At 72.1% G+C, this 15024-nt stretch carries 12 protein-coding genes and 1 tRNA gene; 3 read left to right on the top strand and 10 right to left on the bottom strand.

The window, feature by feature from the left end; all coding sequences use genetic code 11:
- Positions 1-3 precede the first annotated feature (3 nt).
- The 4 genes from PKE78_RS17210 to PKE78_RS17195 are packed head-to-tail and all read right to left on the bottom strand — an operon-like array spanning position 4 to position 5189.
- Complete coding sequence (locus tag PKE78_RS17210) at positions 4-798, bottom strand: ATP-binding cassette domain-containing protein (protein WP_271202164.1); 795 nt, start codon at positions 796-798, stop codon at positions 4-6.
- Positions 791-2674: a dipeptide/oligopeptide/nickel ABC transporter permease/ATP-binding protein gene (locus tag PKE78_RS17205; protein ID WP_271202163.1), complete on the bottom strand. Its 1884-nt coding sequence runs from the start codon at positions 2672-2674 to the stop codon at positions 791-793. The genes PKE78_RS17210 and PKE78_RS17205 overlap by 8 nt, the downstream gene beginning before the upstream one ends.
- On the bottom strand, positions 2671-3618 hold the full coding sequence (locus tag PKE78_RS17200; RefSeq protein ID WP_271202162.1) for an ABC transporter permease: 948 nt from the start codon (positions 3616-3618) through the stop codon (positions 2671-2673). Before PKE78_RS17200 ends, PKE78_RS17205 begins: the two co-directional genes overlap by 4 nt.
- A complete protein-coding gene (locus PKE78_RS17195) occupies positions 3615-5189 on the bottom strand; it encodes an ABC transporter substrate-binding protein (RefSeq protein WP_271202161.1) in 1575 nt (524 codons plus the stop codon). The genes PKE78_RS17200 and PKE78_RS17195 overlap by 4 nt, the downstream gene beginning before the upstream one ends.
- A gap of 126 nt (positions 5190-5315) precedes the next feature.
- Here PKE78_RS17195 and PKE78_RS17190 point away from each other — a divergent pair.
- The 3 genes from PKE78_RS17190 (at position 5316) to PKE78_RS17180 (ending at position 9560) form a co-directional block, all read left to right on the top strand.
- A tRNA-Ile gene (locus PKE78_RS17190) sits at positions 5316-5391 on the top strand.
- A gap of 205 nt (positions 5392-5596) precedes the next feature.
- Positions 5597-8146, top strand: a complete 2550-nt coding sequence (locus PKE78_RS17185) for an HWE histidine kinase domain-containing protein (RefSeq protein WP_271202160.1) — start codon at positions 5597-5599, stop codon at positions 8144-8146.
- Positions 8147-8417: 271 nt separating this feature from the next.
- Positions 8418-9560, top strand: coding sequence for a DNA cytosine methyltransferase (locus PKE78_RS17180; RefSeq protein ID WP_271202159.1), 1143 nt, complete (start codon positions 8418-8420; stop codon positions 9558-9560).
- Between the two features lie 16 nt (positions 9561-9576).
- Here the strand turns inward: PKE78_RS17180 and PKE78_RS17175 are convergent, their stop codons facing one another.
- The 6 genes from PKE78_RS17175 to crcB all read right to left on the bottom strand — a co-directional run bounded on the left by PKE78_RS17175 (position 9577) and on the right by crcB (position 14963).
- Positions 9577-10368 carry an ABC transporter permease gene (locus PKE78_RS17175; RefSeq protein ID WP_271202158.1) on the bottom strand — a complete coding sequence of 264 codons (792 nt, stop codon included), beginning with the start codon at positions 10366-10368 and terminating at the stop codon, positions 9577-9579.
- Positions 10365-11192 (bottom strand): ABC transporter ATP-binding protein, encoded by an 828-nt coding sequence (locus tag PKE78_RS17170; RefSeq protein ID WP_271202157.1) that lies wholly within the window; start codon positions 11190-11192, stop codon positions 10365-10367. Before PKE78_RS17170 ends, PKE78_RS17175 begins: the two co-directional genes overlap by 4 nt.
- A complete protein-coding gene (locus PKE78_RS17165; RefSeq protein ID WP_271202156.1) occupies positions 11189-12220 on the bottom strand; it encodes a taurine ABC transporter substrate-binding protein in 1032 nt (343 codons plus the stop codon). The genes PKE78_RS17170 and PKE78_RS17165 overlap by 4 nt, the downstream gene beginning before the upstream one ends.
- Before the next feature lie 34 nt (positions 12221-12254).
- Positions 12255-13559, bottom strand: coding sequence for a M20 family metallopeptidase (locus tag PKE78_RS17160; RefSeq protein WP_271202155.1), 1305 nt, complete (start codon positions 13557-13559; stop codon positions 12255-12257).
- Between the two features lie 253 nt (positions 13560-13812).
- Complete coding sequence (locus PKE78_RS17155) at positions 13813-14562, bottom strand: Crp/Fnr family transcriptional regulator (RefSeq protein WP_271202154.1); 750 nt, start codon at positions 14560-14562, stop codon at positions 13813-13815.
- Positions 14563-14585: 23 nt separating this feature from the next.
- Complete coding sequence (gene crcB, locus PKE78_RS17150) at positions 14586-14963, bottom strand: fluoride efflux transporter CrcB (protein ID WP_271202153.1); 378 nt, start codon at positions 14961-14963, stop codon at positions 14586-14588.
- Between the last annotated feature and the right edge of the window lie 61 nt (positions 14964-15024).

Genomic DNA, 15024 nt, shown 5'->3' with positions numbered 1-15024 from the left:
CGCTCAGGTCGTGAAGCGACGGGCCGCCGCGACGAGCTCCTTCGTGTAGCCGTCGCTTGGCGCGGAAAACACCGTACGGCAGTCGCCCTCCTCGACCACACGTCCGCGCCGCATCACCGCCACGCGGTCGCAGAGCTGCTCGACGACCGCGAGGTCGTGGCTAACGAAGATCATCGCCAGCCCCCGCTCCTCCCGCAGGCGGCGCAGCAGCGCCAGCACCTGCGCCTGCACGGAGACGTCGAGCGCCGAGACCGGCTCGTCGAGCACGACGATGTCGGGCTCCGCGGCCAGCGCGCGGGCGATCCCGATCCGCTGGAGCTGGCCGCCGGAGAACTCGTGCGGATGGCGCGACGCGTGGTCGGCGCGCAACCCGACCACCTCGAGCAGTTCGCCCACGCGCGCCCGGCGGCGCTCCGCGTTCCAGTCGGTCAGGCCGACCATCGGCGCGGCGACGCTGGCGCCCACGGTCTTGCGCGGGTTCATCGCGCTCGCCGGGTCCTGAAACACCATCTGCACGCGCCGCTGCAGGCGGCGGCGATCTCGGCCGCGACGCAGGTCCAGCGCCGCGCCGTCGAGGCCGACCGTCCCCTCGCTTGGGATCGCGAGACCGACCAGCATGCGCGACAGCGTCGACTTGCCCGAGCCGGATTCGCCGACGATCCCAAGCGTCTCGCCGCGCGCGAGAGCGAGCGTCACCCCGTCGACCGCGACGAAGCCTTCGCGCGCGCGGCCGAACAGGCGGCGGCCGCCTCCGAACCGGCGCGTCAGCGCGCGCGCCTCGAGCAGCGGATCAGGCATCGGCGAGCTCCCGCCAGCGCAGGCACCGCGCCCGCCGCCCTTCGCCCGCCGGCTCAAGCGCGACCGGGGCCGCCCGGCAGGCCTCGATCGCGTGGTCGCAGCGGGGCGAGAACGCGCAAGCCCGGGGGATCGCGTCGATCGGCGGCGGCGCGCCGGCAAGGGCTTCGAGCGCCCGGTCCGGCTCGCCCAGCCGCGGCGCGCAGGCGATCAGGCGCCGGGCGTAGGGGTGGCGCGGCGCCCGCAGCACCTCGCGGGTCGGGCCCTCCTCGACGATCTCGCCGGCGTACATCACGATCACCCGGTCGCAAAGCGCGGCGACCACGCCGAAATCATGGCTGACGAACAGAAGCGCCGCGCCCCGCTCTTTCGCGCGCGCTCCCATGAGCTCCAGCACGCGGATCTGGGTCATGGCGTCCAGCGCCGTCGTCGGCTCGTCGGCCACCAGCACGTCCGGCCGGTTCGCGATCGCCATCGCCACGCCGATCCGTTGCCGCTGACCGCCCGAGAGCTCGTGCGGGAAGGCGCGGGCCGCGCGTTCGGAATCCTCCAGCCCGACATCGGCGATCAGGGCGAGCATCCGGGCGCGAAGGCCCGCCCGGCCCTCGCCCGGCGCAGGCCGCAGCGCCTCGAGGATCTGGTCGCCGACGCGCATGACCGGGTTGAGCGAGGTCAGCGGGTCCTGGAACACATAGGCGACGCGGTCGCCGCGCAGCGCGCGCAAGGGTTCGAAGGCGAGATCGAGCAGGTCATCGCCACGGAATCCGACGCGGCCGGCGACGATCGCGCCCGGCGGCGTCGGCGCAAGCCGGTTCAGCGACAGCGCCGCGACCGATTTGCCGGAGCCGGACTCCCCGACGACGCCGAGCGCTTCGCCGGGTTCGAGCGCGAAGGAGACGTCGCGCACCGCTGCATGCCGGCCATTAGCGGTGTCGAAAGCCGTGGTGAGGCCCCGGACGTCGAGCAGGCCGCCGAGGTCCGAGGCCGGCGGGACGGAAGCGCGCTCGACCGCCGTGGCGGGCTGGGGCGCGCCGCCGGCCCCCGCCTTGAGCCGCGGATCGAGCAGGTCGCGCAGGCCGTCGCCGAGCAGGTTGAGGCCGATCACCAGCAGGAGGACGACAACGCCGGCGGCCGCGGCCACATGGGGCGCGGCGACGGCCACCTTGCGCCCGTCGCCGAGCATGGAGCCGAGATCGGCCTGCGGCGGCTGCGCGCCGAGCCCCAGGAACGACAGGCCGGCGGTCTCGAGGATCATCCAGCCGATCGTGCCGGCGCAGGCCACGACCAGGAGCGGCGCCACGTTCGGAAGCACCTCGCCCAGCAGGATGCGGAGGTCGGAGAAGCCGGCGAGCCGCGCGGCGTCCACATAGTCCCGCCGCACGACGACGAGCGCCGCGCCGCGGGCGGCGCGCGCGAAGAACGGGACGTTCGCCACCGCGATCGCGAGCGCCGCGTTGACGAGGCCGGGCCCGAGCGCCGCGACGATGGCGAGCGCCAAGAGCAGATAGGGAAACGCCATCAGCACGTCGATCGCCCGCATCAGCGCGCCGTCGACGAAGCGCCCGTAATAGGCCGCGACGAGGCCGATCGCGGAGCCCGCGAGCGCCGCCGCGGCGGTCGCGCCCACGCCGACGCCGAGGCTGACTCGCAGCCCGTCCAACACGCGGACCAGCACGTCGCGGCCGAGATGGTCGGTGCCGAGCGGATGCCCCGGCGTCCCCGGCGGGGCGAGCCGGTTGAACGGCGCGGTGAGATCGGGATCGGCGAGCGGCAGCAGCGGCGCCGCGAGCGCCGCCGCGACGAGGACGCCGACGATCGCGAGCCCGGCGAGCGTCATCGGGCGCCGTCCGAGCGCGCGGATCGCGGAGGCGGCGCTCACGCCTTGACCCGCGGATCGAGCGCGGCCTGCAGCAGGTCGGTCGCGATGTTGACCAGCACGTAGAGCGTCGCGATCGCCAGCACGCCGCCCTGCACGAGCAGGATGTCACGCCGCCCGATCGCCTCCACCAGCATGCGGCCGACGCCCGGCCACTGGAACACTGTCTCCACATAGACCGCGCCGCCAAGCACATAGCCGGCCTGGAGCCCGATCACCGGCGCGATCGCGGCGGCGGCGTTGCGCAGGGCGTGCACGGACGCGACGCGGTCCTCGTCGACGCCCTTGGCGCGCGCCGTGCGGATGAAGTCCTGACGCAGCACGTCGAGCATGGCGGCCCGCGTCATCCGGCCGAGGATCGCGGCCGCCGCCGCCGCCAGCGTGATCGAGGGCAGGGCGAGATGGCGCAGCAGGTCGACGAGGCCGCCGTCGCCGAACAGCGCGCTCATGCCGCCGGTCGGGAACCAGCCAAGCTCCACCGAGAACAGCAGAACCAGCAGGAGCGCCAGGAAGAAGGAGGGCGTCGACACGCCGACGAGCAGGGCGAGGCCGATGGCGCGGTCGGCCCAGCCGTTCTGCCGGACCGCGGCCGCGACGCCGGCGGAGACCCCGAACAGGACGCTCAGAGCGAGAGCCGCGGCGGCGAGGATCAGCGTCGGGCCGAGCCGGTCCAGCACCTCGTCCAGCACCGGGCGGTCGAGGGCGTAGGAGCGGCCGAGATCGCCGGAGAGCACGCCGCCGAGCCAGCGGAGGTAGCGCTGCGGCAGCGGCCGGTCGAGCCCGAGCTCCGCGCTCAGCTTCGCGACGTTTTCCGGGCTTGCGTAGGAGCCGAGGATTGCGGCCGCCGGATCGCCCGGCACGAGCGCGATCACGAGGAAGACGACGACGGACACGCCGAGGAGCACCGGCGCGCCGAGGGCGAGACGCCGGAGGGCGTAGGTCCTCATCGCTTGTCGACCCCGCGCAGGTCGAGCAGGAACGACGGCTCCAGCGCGAAGCCGCGCACGCGGGCGGCCGTGACGGCGTTCTGGCGCCAGGAGGCCACGAAGGCGAAGGGCGCGTCGTCGTGGACCAGTCGGTCGATCCTCCGGTAGAGCGCGGCGCGCCGGTCGGCGTCGATCTCCGCCCGCGCTTGGTCGAGCAGGCGGTCGAGCTCGTCGTTGGCGTAGCCGCCGGCGTTGAAGCCGCCCTTCCCGGGCCCCGCGTCGCCGCGCAGCGCGAGATAGGGCAGCGTGTCCGGATCGTTCGTCATCCACGCCATCTCGGCCATATCGGCATCGCCGAGACCGGCGTTGACGCGGGCGAGATAGGCGTTCCACTCGAAGGTCTCGATCTCCACCCGGAGGCCCACGCGTGCCAGATCGGCCTGGATCGCGACCGCCATGGCGATCGGCTCCAGCATCCCCGAACCGCCTTCGGACGCGAGCAGCCGCAGCCGCGCGCCCTCCGCGCCGGCCTGCTTCAGCAGGGCGCGGGCGTGGTCCGGATCGTGCGGATAGGGCTTCAGCTCGGGATCGCTCGCCGGCCCGAAGGCCGCGGGGATCACCCCGGCCGGCGCGTCCGCCGTGCCGCGCAGCAGGCTGTCCGTGATCGCCCGCTTGTCGATGGCGTAGTTCACCGCCCGGCGCACGCGGACGTCGGCGAGCGGCCCGCGGCGGGCGTTCAGCGCGAGGTACCAGAGATGGGGGCCTGCGACGCCGTGGGTCCGGAACCGCTCCGGATCGCTCAGGCGCGGCGCCGCGTCGGGCGGCAGCTCGAGCATCAGGTCGAGCCCGCCGGCGAGCATCTCGGCCGCCCGCGCGTCGCCGTCGGCGATCGGCCGGAACACGATCCCGTCGAGCTTCGGCGGCCCTCCCCAATAGGCGTCGTTGCGCGCGAGCTCCACCTGCCGCCCGCTCTCCCAGCGCACGAACCGGAACGGGCCGGAGCCCACCGGCGCCCGCCCGAAGCCGCGGCCGGCGGCGCGCGCCGCGGCGGGCGAGACGATGAAGCCGGCGGGATAGGCGAGGTTCGACAGCAGCGGCGCGTAAGGCCGCTCCAACCGAAAGCGCACGGTCAGCGGATCGACCGCCTCCACCGCCTTCACCGCCGCGAAGAAGAAGGCGAGCGGAAACGGCCCGGCCTCCGCCTGCGGATGCTTCGGATCGAGCATGCGCCCGAAGGTGTAGACGACCGCGTCGGCGTCGACCGGCTCGCCGTCGTGGAAGCGCGCGCCGGGCCGCAGATGGAAGGTGTAGCTCAGCCCCCCGTCCGAGATCTCCCAGCGCTCGGCGAGCGCCGGCTCGACCGCGAGCGACCCCTTCCGGAACCGTGTCAGCCCTTCGAACACGCTCGAAATGATGCGGAAATCGTTGCTGGCGGTGACCGTCGAGGGGTCGAGCGACCGCGGCTCGCCGGTCTGGCCAACCACGAGCACGCCCTTCGGCCGGTCGTCCGCGTCCGGCGCGGTCGCCGCCAGCGCGGCGAGACCGAGCGCCAGAGCGGCCATCAGCGCCGCGACGCCTCGCCCGATGATCATGCGCGGCGCGCGCCCCGCGCCGGTGCTTGTCGTCGCCATCACCGCGGATATAGAGGCGAACGTCGCCCCGTCAGGCCCAGATGCCCGGTGACAACGCCACGCGCGGCGGCTTATGACTGCCGGCGGGGGCCTGTAGCTCAATGGTCAGAGCCGGCGGCTCATAACCGCTTGGTTGCAGGTTCGAGTCCTGCCGGGCCCACCATCGCCTCCTCCTCGGACCGCGGATTACGAGCCGACCGGCGCGCCTCAGAGCATGCCGGGGTTGTGATCCGCGCCCCCAACGTCCTACGTATAGATGCGTAGAGGCGGTCCCGTGGCCGCGGGGCGGCTCTGGCCGAACGGACAAATCACCCCATCTTCCGTTGTTTCCGGCTGTCTGCCAGCCTCGACCTCGTCTCATTGGTTTCATGAACGCGCCCGACGTCGATCTCACGAACTGCGACCGCGAACCTATCCACCTGCTCGGCGCCATCCAGCCGATCGGTTTCTTGCTGGCGCTCACCCTCGACTGGATTGTGGCCCGCGCTTCGGACAACGTCGCGGAGATGCTTGGCGGCGACGGCGACCTCATCGGACGGCCGCTCGACGAGATTTTCCTGCCCGAGGCCATCCACACCCTTCGCAACCGGCTGACCACGCTTCGCGGGCCGAACGCGGTCGACAAGGTGTTCGGCGCCAAGCTCACCGGTAGCGCCGGCCCCTTCGATGTCGGGGTTCATCTGTCCGGCGGGCAGATCGTCATCGAGGCGCAGCCGGCGGCCGAGAGACAGGCCGACACCACGAGCCTCGTGCGGGCCATGGTCGCGCGGCTCGAGACGGTCAAGGATGCGTCGGCCTTCTACACCGAAGGCGCGCGTCAGATCCGGGCCCTGACCGGGTTCGACCGGGTCATGGTCTACCGGTTCGCGGAAAACGGCTCGGGCGAGGTGGTCGCCGAGACGTGCAAATCGGGAATCGGATCGTTCAAGGGCCTGCATTACCCCGCGAGCGACATTCCGGCTCAGGCGCGCGAGCTCTACAAACGCAACCTGCTGCGCGTCATCGCAGACGTGGACGCGGCTCCCGTTCCTATCCAGCCGGCGCGCGACGAGAGAGGCCGGACGCTCGACCTGTCGCTGTCGATCCTGCGGTCGGTGTCCCCGATCCACATCGAGTATCTCAGGAACATGGGGGTGCGCGCCTCCATGTCGATCTCGATCCTCGTCGACGGCGAGTTGTGGGGGCTGTTCGCCTGCCACCACTATTCGCCGAAGTCGCCGAGCTTCGAGGTCCGATCGGTCTGCGAACTGTTCGTCGAGATGTACTCGATGCGGCTCGAAGGCCGCGAGCGCAAGGAGGTGATGGCCTACGAGCGGCAGGCGCGCGACGTCTCCGACCAGCTTCTCGGCGCGGTCGCGACGAACGAGATGCTGCTCAAGGACCCGGAATGGCTCGCCGGCGTGCTGACCCACGTCATTCCGGCCGAGGGCGTGGGCGTGTGGATCAACGGCGCTTACGCCTTTTCCGGGGTGACCCCTTCCACCGACGCCTTCACCCGCATCGTGCGGACGCTCAACACCACGGCCGCCGGCCGGGTGTTCGCCACCGACCACATCGCCTCGCTCGTGCCCGGCGCCGAGGAGTTCGCGGACAAGGCGGCAGGCATGCTCGCGATCCCGATCTCACGGTCGCCGCGCGACTACGTCATCCTGTTCCGCGGGGAGATGGAGCGCTCCGTCCGTTGGGCGGGCGATCCCCACAAGCCCGTGACCTACGGCCCGAACGGGCCGCGCCTGACGCCCCGCGAGAGCTTTGCGGAGTGGATGCAGCTCGTGCAGGGCCACAGCCGGCCCTTCACGCCGCCCGAAATCCGTGTGGCGGAGACCCTGCGCGCCACGCTGATCGAGGTCGTGCTCCGCCTCGCCGGCGAGGCCAGCGCCGAGCGCGACCGGGCGGCCCGCAAGCAGGAGCTGCTGATCGCGGAGCTCAACCACCGCGTCCGCAACATTCTCGGCGTGATCCGCGGCCTGATCCGGCAAGCCAAGCCTTCTTCCGACAAGATCGAGGACTTCGTCAGCCTGGTCGACGGCCGCATCCACGCGCTGGCGCGGGCGCACAACCAGATCACCGACGACCACTGGGGCCCGGCGCCCATCCGCGCCCTGATCGACGCGGAGGCGCAGGCGTTCCTGGACGCCGCCGACAATGGCGTGCACGTGTCGGGCGAGCCGGTGATGCTGAACCCGCAGGCCTATTCCACGATGGCGCTGGTCGTGCACGAGCTGGTGACGAACTCCACCAAGTACGGCAGCCTGTCGGCCGGCGGCCATGTCGACATCTCGTGGTCCCGCACCAAGGACGGCGGTCTTGCGTTCGAATGGCGCGAGCGCGGGGGACCGCCGGTCGCGCCGCCGACCCGCAAAGGCTTCGGCACGACGATCATCGGGCGCTCGGTTCCATACGACCTCGGCGGCCAAGCCGACGTGGATTACGCAAGGGACGGTCTGAAGGCGCGGTTCCTCATTCCCGCGCGCCATGTCTCGGACAGGGCGGGCCCGCCTCCGCCCATCGCCATCCGCTATCACCGGCATTCCCCGTCGCATCAGGCGAACGCCCCGGCGCCGTTCCTCGCCGGCCACAACGCCCTCCTCGTCGAGGACAGCCTGATCATCGCGCTCGACGCCGAAGACATCCTCGGCCGGCTCGGCGCGGAGGTCGCGACGGCCTCGACGGTGGAGGGCGCTCTCGATCTGATCGACGCCAAACCCCCGACCGTCGCCGTGCTGGACATCAACCTCGGCGACCAGACCAGCTTCACCGTCGCCGATCGCCTCGACGGCCTCGACGTGCCGTTCATGTTCGCGACCGGCTATGGCGAGCAGGCCATGCTGCCGGCGGAGCACCAGCACCGTCCGGTGATCCAGAAGCCCTACACGATCGAGGGCATCGCCCGCGTGCTGCAGGAACTGGTCGTCTAAGAGACAGGCGACCCCTCCCCCTCTCCTTGGTCTCCGGCCCACGCTCCCAACCGTCCCCGCCTTTGAACGAAAGGCCCGGCGAGCGACGACGTCGCCTCCGGGCCTAGGGTGCTGAAGCGCAGGGACCTTCTGCTCGTGCTGAGCGCGACCGGTTGTCCGGCCGCGTGATTGCGGCGGCGGCGCCGAGGCGCCACCGTGGCCCTGGAAGGCGATTCGTCCGGCGCGGCCCGCGCCTGACGGTCGTCGCGGCGCGAGCGCACCCGGCGGGACCATGGCCACGTTCTACGAGTTCTTCGCCGGCGGCGGCATGGCGCGGTGCGGGCTGGGCGCGGACTGGACCTGCCTGTTCGCGAACGACTTCGATTTCAGGAAGGGCGCGATCTACCAGCTGAACCACGGCCTTGGCGCGTTTCGCGGCGGCGACATCCGCGACGTCGCGGCCGCGGACCTGCCGGGGGTCGCGGATCTGGTCTGGGGCTCGTTCCCCTGCCAGGACCTGTCGCTCGCGGGCGGCGGCGCGGGCCTCAAGGGCGAGCGCTCGGGCACGTTCTACCCGTTCTGGGACATCGTCCGCGCGCTGCGGGCGGACGGCCGCGCGCCGGCCGTCGTCGCGATCGAGAACGTCTGCGGGACCCTGACCTCCCATGGCGGCCGCGACTTCGGCGCGATCTGCGAGGCCTTCGCCTCGGCCGGCTACCGCCACGGCGCGCTCGTCATCAACGCCGACCTGTTCGTGCCGCAGTCGCGGCCGCGACTGTTCCTGATCGGGGTCCGCGAGGACGTCGCGATCGATCCGGCGCTCGTCGCGCCCGGACCGCTCGACCCGTTCCACACGCGCGGGCTGCGGCGCGCGGTCGAGGGCCTGTCGCCGGCGGCGCGCGAAGCCATGGTGTGGTGGAGCCTGCCGACGCCGGAACGCCGGTCGCGCACCTTCGCCCACGAGATCGAGGAGGCTCCGCGAGGCGTCGCGTGGCGCAGCCCGGAGGACACCGCGCGGCTGCTGGCGCTGATGTCCCCGCTCCATCTCGCCAAGGTCGAGGCGGCCAAGCGGGCCGGCCGCCGCATGGTCGGCTGCGTCTACCGGAGGACGCGGCCGGCCGGGGCTGGCGGCAAGCTGCAGCGGGCCGAAGTGCGGTTCGACGACGTCGCGGGGTGCCTGCGCACGCCGGCGGGCGGTTCGAGCCGGCAGACGATCCTCGTCGTCGATGGGCCGCTGGTGCGCTCCCGGCTGATCTCGGCGCGCGAGACCGCGCGGCTGATGGGGCTGCCGGACAGCTACCAGCTGCCGAAGAACTACAACGAGGCCTATCACCTCACGGGCGACGGGGTGGTCGCGCCCGTCGTCCGGCACCTCGCCGCGCACATCTTCGAGCCGCTGCTCGGCCGCCGCGGCGCCGTCGAGAAGGCGGCCTGAGCAAGGCCCGCGCCCGTCAGCGCCGGCCTTCCCAGTGCACGATGCGGCGGCCAGCCCAGGCGAGGCCGCGGTCGGTCGCGAGACCGATCAGCCCGATCAACGCGACGCCCGCGAAGACATAGGTCGTGCGGAAGAAGCTTGAGGCGTCGAGGATCAGGAAGCCGAGACCGCGGTCGCCGCCAAGCAGTTCGGAGGCGACCAAAATGGTGAGCGCGGTCCCCATGGCGACGCGCAGGCCCGTCATGATCTGCGGCAGGGCGGACGGCAGCACCACGAAGCGGAACACCTGCCAGCGGTTCGCGCCCATGGATTGCGCGGCGCGCAGCGAATCGAGCGAGGCGGCGCGCACGCCCGCCTGCGCGTTCACCATCATGATCAGCAGCACGGACAGGAAGATCAGCAGCACCTTGGAGGTCTCGCCGACCCCGAACCACAGGATGAACAGCGGGATCAGCCCGAGCGGCGGGATCGGCCGCAGCAGTTCGGACGGTGCGAGCAGCACCGCGTCGATCAGTGCCGAGCGGCCGCGCAGCAGGCCGAGCGCCACGCCGAGCGCCGCGCCGGCCACATAGGCGACCGAGACCCGCGCGAGGCTCGCCGCCACGTGGGTCCAGAGCGGCACGCCGGAATAGCCGTTCGCCGCCATGTCGAGAAAGCTCGTCCAGATCGCCGAGGGCGGCGGCAGGATGATCGGCGAGGCCAGCCCCCGCCAGGCGACCAAGGCCCAGAGGGCGAGGATCGCGAGCGGCGACAGCGTCGCGACGAGCACGTAGCGCAGGCGGGCGCGGCGCGCCTCCGAGCGGGTCAATGCCGCATCCTCCGGTAGATCGTCTCGCGCAGCCGCAAGAAGGACGGGTGCAGCCGGTTCTCGGGGTTCGGACGCGGCGCCGGCAGCGCGACGTCGTAGACGTCGTAGGCGCCGGACTGGAGGTCGTTGAGCAGGAAGATGCGGTCGCCGAGGAACGCGGCCTCGTCGATCGAGTGGGTGACGAACAGGATGGTGCAGCCGGTGCGGTCGCGGATGCGCAGCACCTCCTCCTGCAGCGTCTCGCGGGTCTGCACGTCGAGCGCGGAGAACGGCTCGTCCATCAGCATGACTTTTGGGCCCGCCGCGAGCACCCGCGCGAGGCCGACGCGCTGCCGCATGCCGCCGGAGAGCTGGTAGGGAAAGGCGTCCTCGAAGCCGGAAAGGCCGACGAGCGCGGCCATCTCCTCGGCGACTTCCCGGCGCCGCGCCTTGCCGGCGCCGGCGCAGCGGAGCGAGAAGGCGATGTTTTCAGCCACCGTCATCCAGTCGAACAGCGCGGCCGCCTGAAACACCACGCCGCGGTCCGGACCCGGACCGACGATCTCGCGCCCGTCCACCACCGCCACGCCCTCGGTCGGGCGCAGAAAGCCCGCCACCATGTTGAGGATCGTGGTCTTGCCGCAGCCGGACGGACCGAGCAGCGCAAGGATCTCGCCCGGACCGACCGAGAACGAGACGTCGCGCATGATGGCGCGCCCGTCATAGGAGAAGCCGACCTGCTCGAACTTCAGCACCGGCGGCGCGCGCTCCGCCCCGGCCTTCGGCGAAGGCGGGGCGGCCTCCCCGACCACCGCGGGCTTTGACGGGCGCGCCGCGGCGGTCACTGCGACGCGCTCGCGAGATAGGCCTGGATCGGCTTGGTGTCGAACAGCCCGGCCCAGTCCTTCGGCTCGGCCTGGATGCGCTTCTGCTCCAGCAGGAACGCGCCGATGCCCTGCAGGTGCTTCATCAGCCGCGAGTCGAGCTCATGGCCCGGCGCGCCGAGGAAGTCCGCGCTGAGCGTCTGCTGGAACGTCGGATGCGCGACGCTCTGGCCCTCGACCAGCTTGTCGAACTGCTCGGCGGTCATGCCGACGCGCTTGGCCTCGTAGGCGCGCACCTCGGCCGGGTTCGCCTTGTAGTCCTTCTGGGCCTGATCCCACGCCTTCAGGAAACGCTTCATGGTCTCGGGCTCGCCGTCGAGGACGGCCCGGCGTCCGACCCAGACGCCGCCGGTGATCATGCCGAGGCTCCTGGTGTTGGCGATTGGCTTCGCGCCCTCGCGCTCCATGGCGCCGACGTTCGGCTCCCAGACGAAGGCGGCGTCGATCTGGCCGGCGACATAGGCCGGCGGCATGTTGGCGGGGGTGAGGTTGACGAGGGTGACGTCCGCGGACGTCAGCCCCGCCTTCGCGAGCGCGCGCAGCGTGTGGAAGTGGCTGGTGGAGCCGATCGCGACGCCGAGGCGCTTGCCCTTCAGGTCTTCCAGCTTCTGGATCCCCGCTTTCGGGTTGACGACGAGGCGGACGTTGGTGGCGTCGATGCGCTCCATGAACAGGATCGCGATCGGCAGCCCGTTGGAGTAGCCGGTGACGGACGGGAACTCGCCCATCCAGGCGAGGTCGATCTCGCTTCCGGCGAGCGCCGGCAGCATCGCCGGACCGGCCGGGAACGGCGTGGTCGCGACGTCGAGGCCCTCCTTCTTGAACAGGCCGGAGCCGAGCGCGTAGCTCAGCAGCACGTTGATCTCGCCGGTCTGGAAGCCGATGCGGATCGGCTTCAGGTCCTGCGCCGCGGCGGGCGCGGCGAGGCCGAGCGCGAGGCCCGCCATGAGGACGAAGCGGCGGCTGACGCCGAAGGCTGCGCGTATCATCGATGCGTCTCCGCGTGGGGCGTGGCGGGGGCGGTCATTCCGCGACCCCGAGGATGTCGAGCATGGCGAGCGCGAGCACCTTGGTGGCCGCGACCGCCTTGCCGATGTGGATGCTCTCGTTGATCGGGGCCCAGCCGTCGTCGCCGGGCCCGAAGGTGACGGCCGCCTTGCCGCGCTCGGCGAAGCGGATCGTGTCGTTGAAGGCGTTCTTGCGGTAGAGCTTCGGCTCGGTCCCGAGCGTCCGGACATAGGCCCGCCTAAGCGCCGCCGTCGGCTCGGCGTCGCCGTCCTGTTCGAGCGTGCCTTCGACGAACAGCGCTTGCGGGTAAGGCCGCGCCGAGGCGTCGAGCTCCGGATCGTCCCGCATGGCGTTCGCGATCACCGCCTCGATGTCGGCCATCACGCTGTCGGCGGTCATGCCGGGAAGGACGCCGACGACGCCCAGCACGACGCGGCAGACGTCCGGCGTGAACTGCATCTCGCGCGGAACGCCGCCGGCGATGCGCAGGATGGTGGTCCGCGGGGGCGTGCCACCCGCAAGCTTCGCCGGCGTGTGGGCGAAGGTCATCGTCTCGAGCGCCGGCAGCAGCCGGGCCATCTTCGCGACCGCGTTGACGCCGGTGTCGGGACGCCAGAGGTGGGTCTTGGTTCCGCGCGTCTCGACCTCGACCAGGAAGTTGCCGCCGTTCGCCACCGCGACGCCGAGACCCCAGCTTCCGTCCTCCGCCGTCCAGCCGGTCGGCTCGCAGACGATGACGCAGTCGGCGTCGAGGCCCTTCTCGTCGAGCAGGAAGATCGAGCCGTCCGGGCCGTTCTTCTCTTCGTCGGCGGTGTAGACGCAGGAGAGGTCGCCCTTGAGCCGGACGCCGGCCGCGAGGATCGCGCGGGTCGCGAGCAGCGTGCAGGCGAGGTTGCCGCGGGTGTCCGAGGTGCCGCGGGCGTAGAGCCGGTCGCCGTGGCGCGTCGGCCGGAACGGGTGGCCGCCGGTCATGGTCCAGGCCGCCCAGTCGCCGGCGGGGTAGGTGTCGAGATGGTCGTTCAGGATCAGCGACGCGCCGCCGCCCGCGCCCGGCAGCGAGGCCACCACGTTCGGCCGGCCCTCGCGCTTGGTCGGCAGCTCGACCGCGAAGCCCATGTCCTTCAGCAGGTCGGCGATGAACAGCGCCGCGCCCTCCTCGCGCCCCGCCGGCTGATCGGGGTCGAGCGGGTTCTCGGCCTCCGGCTGCCCCGCGGGGATGAGCGCGCAGGCGAGATCGAGCCAAGCCTCTTCGGTCACGCCAGCGAGCACGCGGCGTTCGAGGTCGGACAGGGCGGCGGGAGAGGCGAGATCGACGGTCATGCGGCGGATTTACCAGAGTTTTTCTATAAACTTTGTTGATTTATTTCCTCCGGCGACGGAGCGCGCCGGCCTCGTTCGACAGACGATCCGCAAGCGTCGTGCCAACGCGTGAAAGCGCCGAACGCATGCCGTCCGGCGCTTCTTCAGCGTTCAGTAATCAAGGGTTTGCGCGCACCGCCGCCGCGACTGTCAGAAAATTTCTTCACGCGGGGCGCATGGTCCGGCCATAGGCGCCGGGCGGGCGCGGCGCGGGCTAGCCGGAGGCGTCGGGGCCGGACGCCAGCGCCCGGATCGCGTCCGGCTTCAGGATGCGCAGCACGCCGCGGCGCTGGCTGAGCGCGCCCTGCGCCTGCAGCCGGTTGAGGCTGATCGTGACCCATTGCCGGGTCGAGCCGATCAGCGCCGCGATCTCGGCGTGGGTGAAGGACGCCGCGATCGCGATCCCGCGCGCCGGGTCGTCGTCCGGCGCCCCGTGGATCTGGGCCATGTGGAGCAGCACGTGCGCCAGCCGCTCGCTCAGCGAACGGGTGCCGAGCATCTGCGCCAGCGAGGAGTAGCAGCGCGCCTTGTAGGCGAGAGCGTCGATGATGCCGAGCGCGAGGTCCGGCACTTCGCGCGCGAGCGCCCGGAGGCCCGCGCCCGGCAGATGGAGCGCCTCGGTCGGGCGCGCGGCCTCCGCCGCCCAGATGTGGCGGCCGCCGCCGAACACGTCGGGGCCGCCGACGAAGGCCCCCGGCCGCCAGTAGGCGAGCGTGATCTCCCGGCCGCGCGGCGCGGCGTAGAAGCTGCGAACCAGTCCGCGCTCGATGACCATGACGCCGTCGTGGCTGTCGCCCTGCCGGAAGACGGCGTCCCCCCGGCGAAAGGACCGCGGCCGGCCGTGCGCCGCGACCCGGGCGCGGTCCTCCTCACCCAGCGCCGCGAGGATGTCCGGCGCCGGTCCGGCCGGCGCGACGTCCTCGGACAGCAGCATGTCGCCGGCGGAGGACGCGGGATCGCTCATGGCGCGGACCTTCCGCCCATCGCTCAGGCCCCGCCCGCGCGCACGACCGCGAGCCCCGCGGCGACGCCCACGAGCGCCAGGACGACCGAGGCGACGACATAGGCCAAGGCCAAGCCGGCCTCACCGCGTTCGTAGAGCGCCGCGGCGTCGAGCGAGAAGGCGGAGAAGGTGGTGAACCCGCCGAGCACGCCGGTCGTCAGGAACAGCCGCCACTCCTGCGGCAGGTCGCTCCTGAGCGCGAACAGCGCCGCGACCGCGCCGATCGCGAACGAGCCGAGGACGTTGATCGTTAGCGTTCCGATGGGGAAGCCGGCGCCGGTCCAGCGCAGCGCGGCGAGGTTGACGCCGTGGCGCAGCGCGCCGCCGAGGCCGGCGCCGAGGAAGACGATGAGGAAGCCCAAGGTTCGGTCCGCGCTTCGTGAGGGAGCGTCAACCGTCCGCCGCGGCGCGGCCTCCGTCAAT

This window comes from Methylopila turkensis (assembly GCF_027922325.1).
Classification (GTDB): domain Bacteria; phylum Pseudomonadota; class Alphaproteobacteria; order Rhizobiales; family Methylopilaceae; genus Methylopila; species Methylopila turkensis.
The sequence above is the reverse complement of the archived record's forward strand: the minus strand, read 5'-3'. Positions and strand labels throughout refer to the sequence as shown.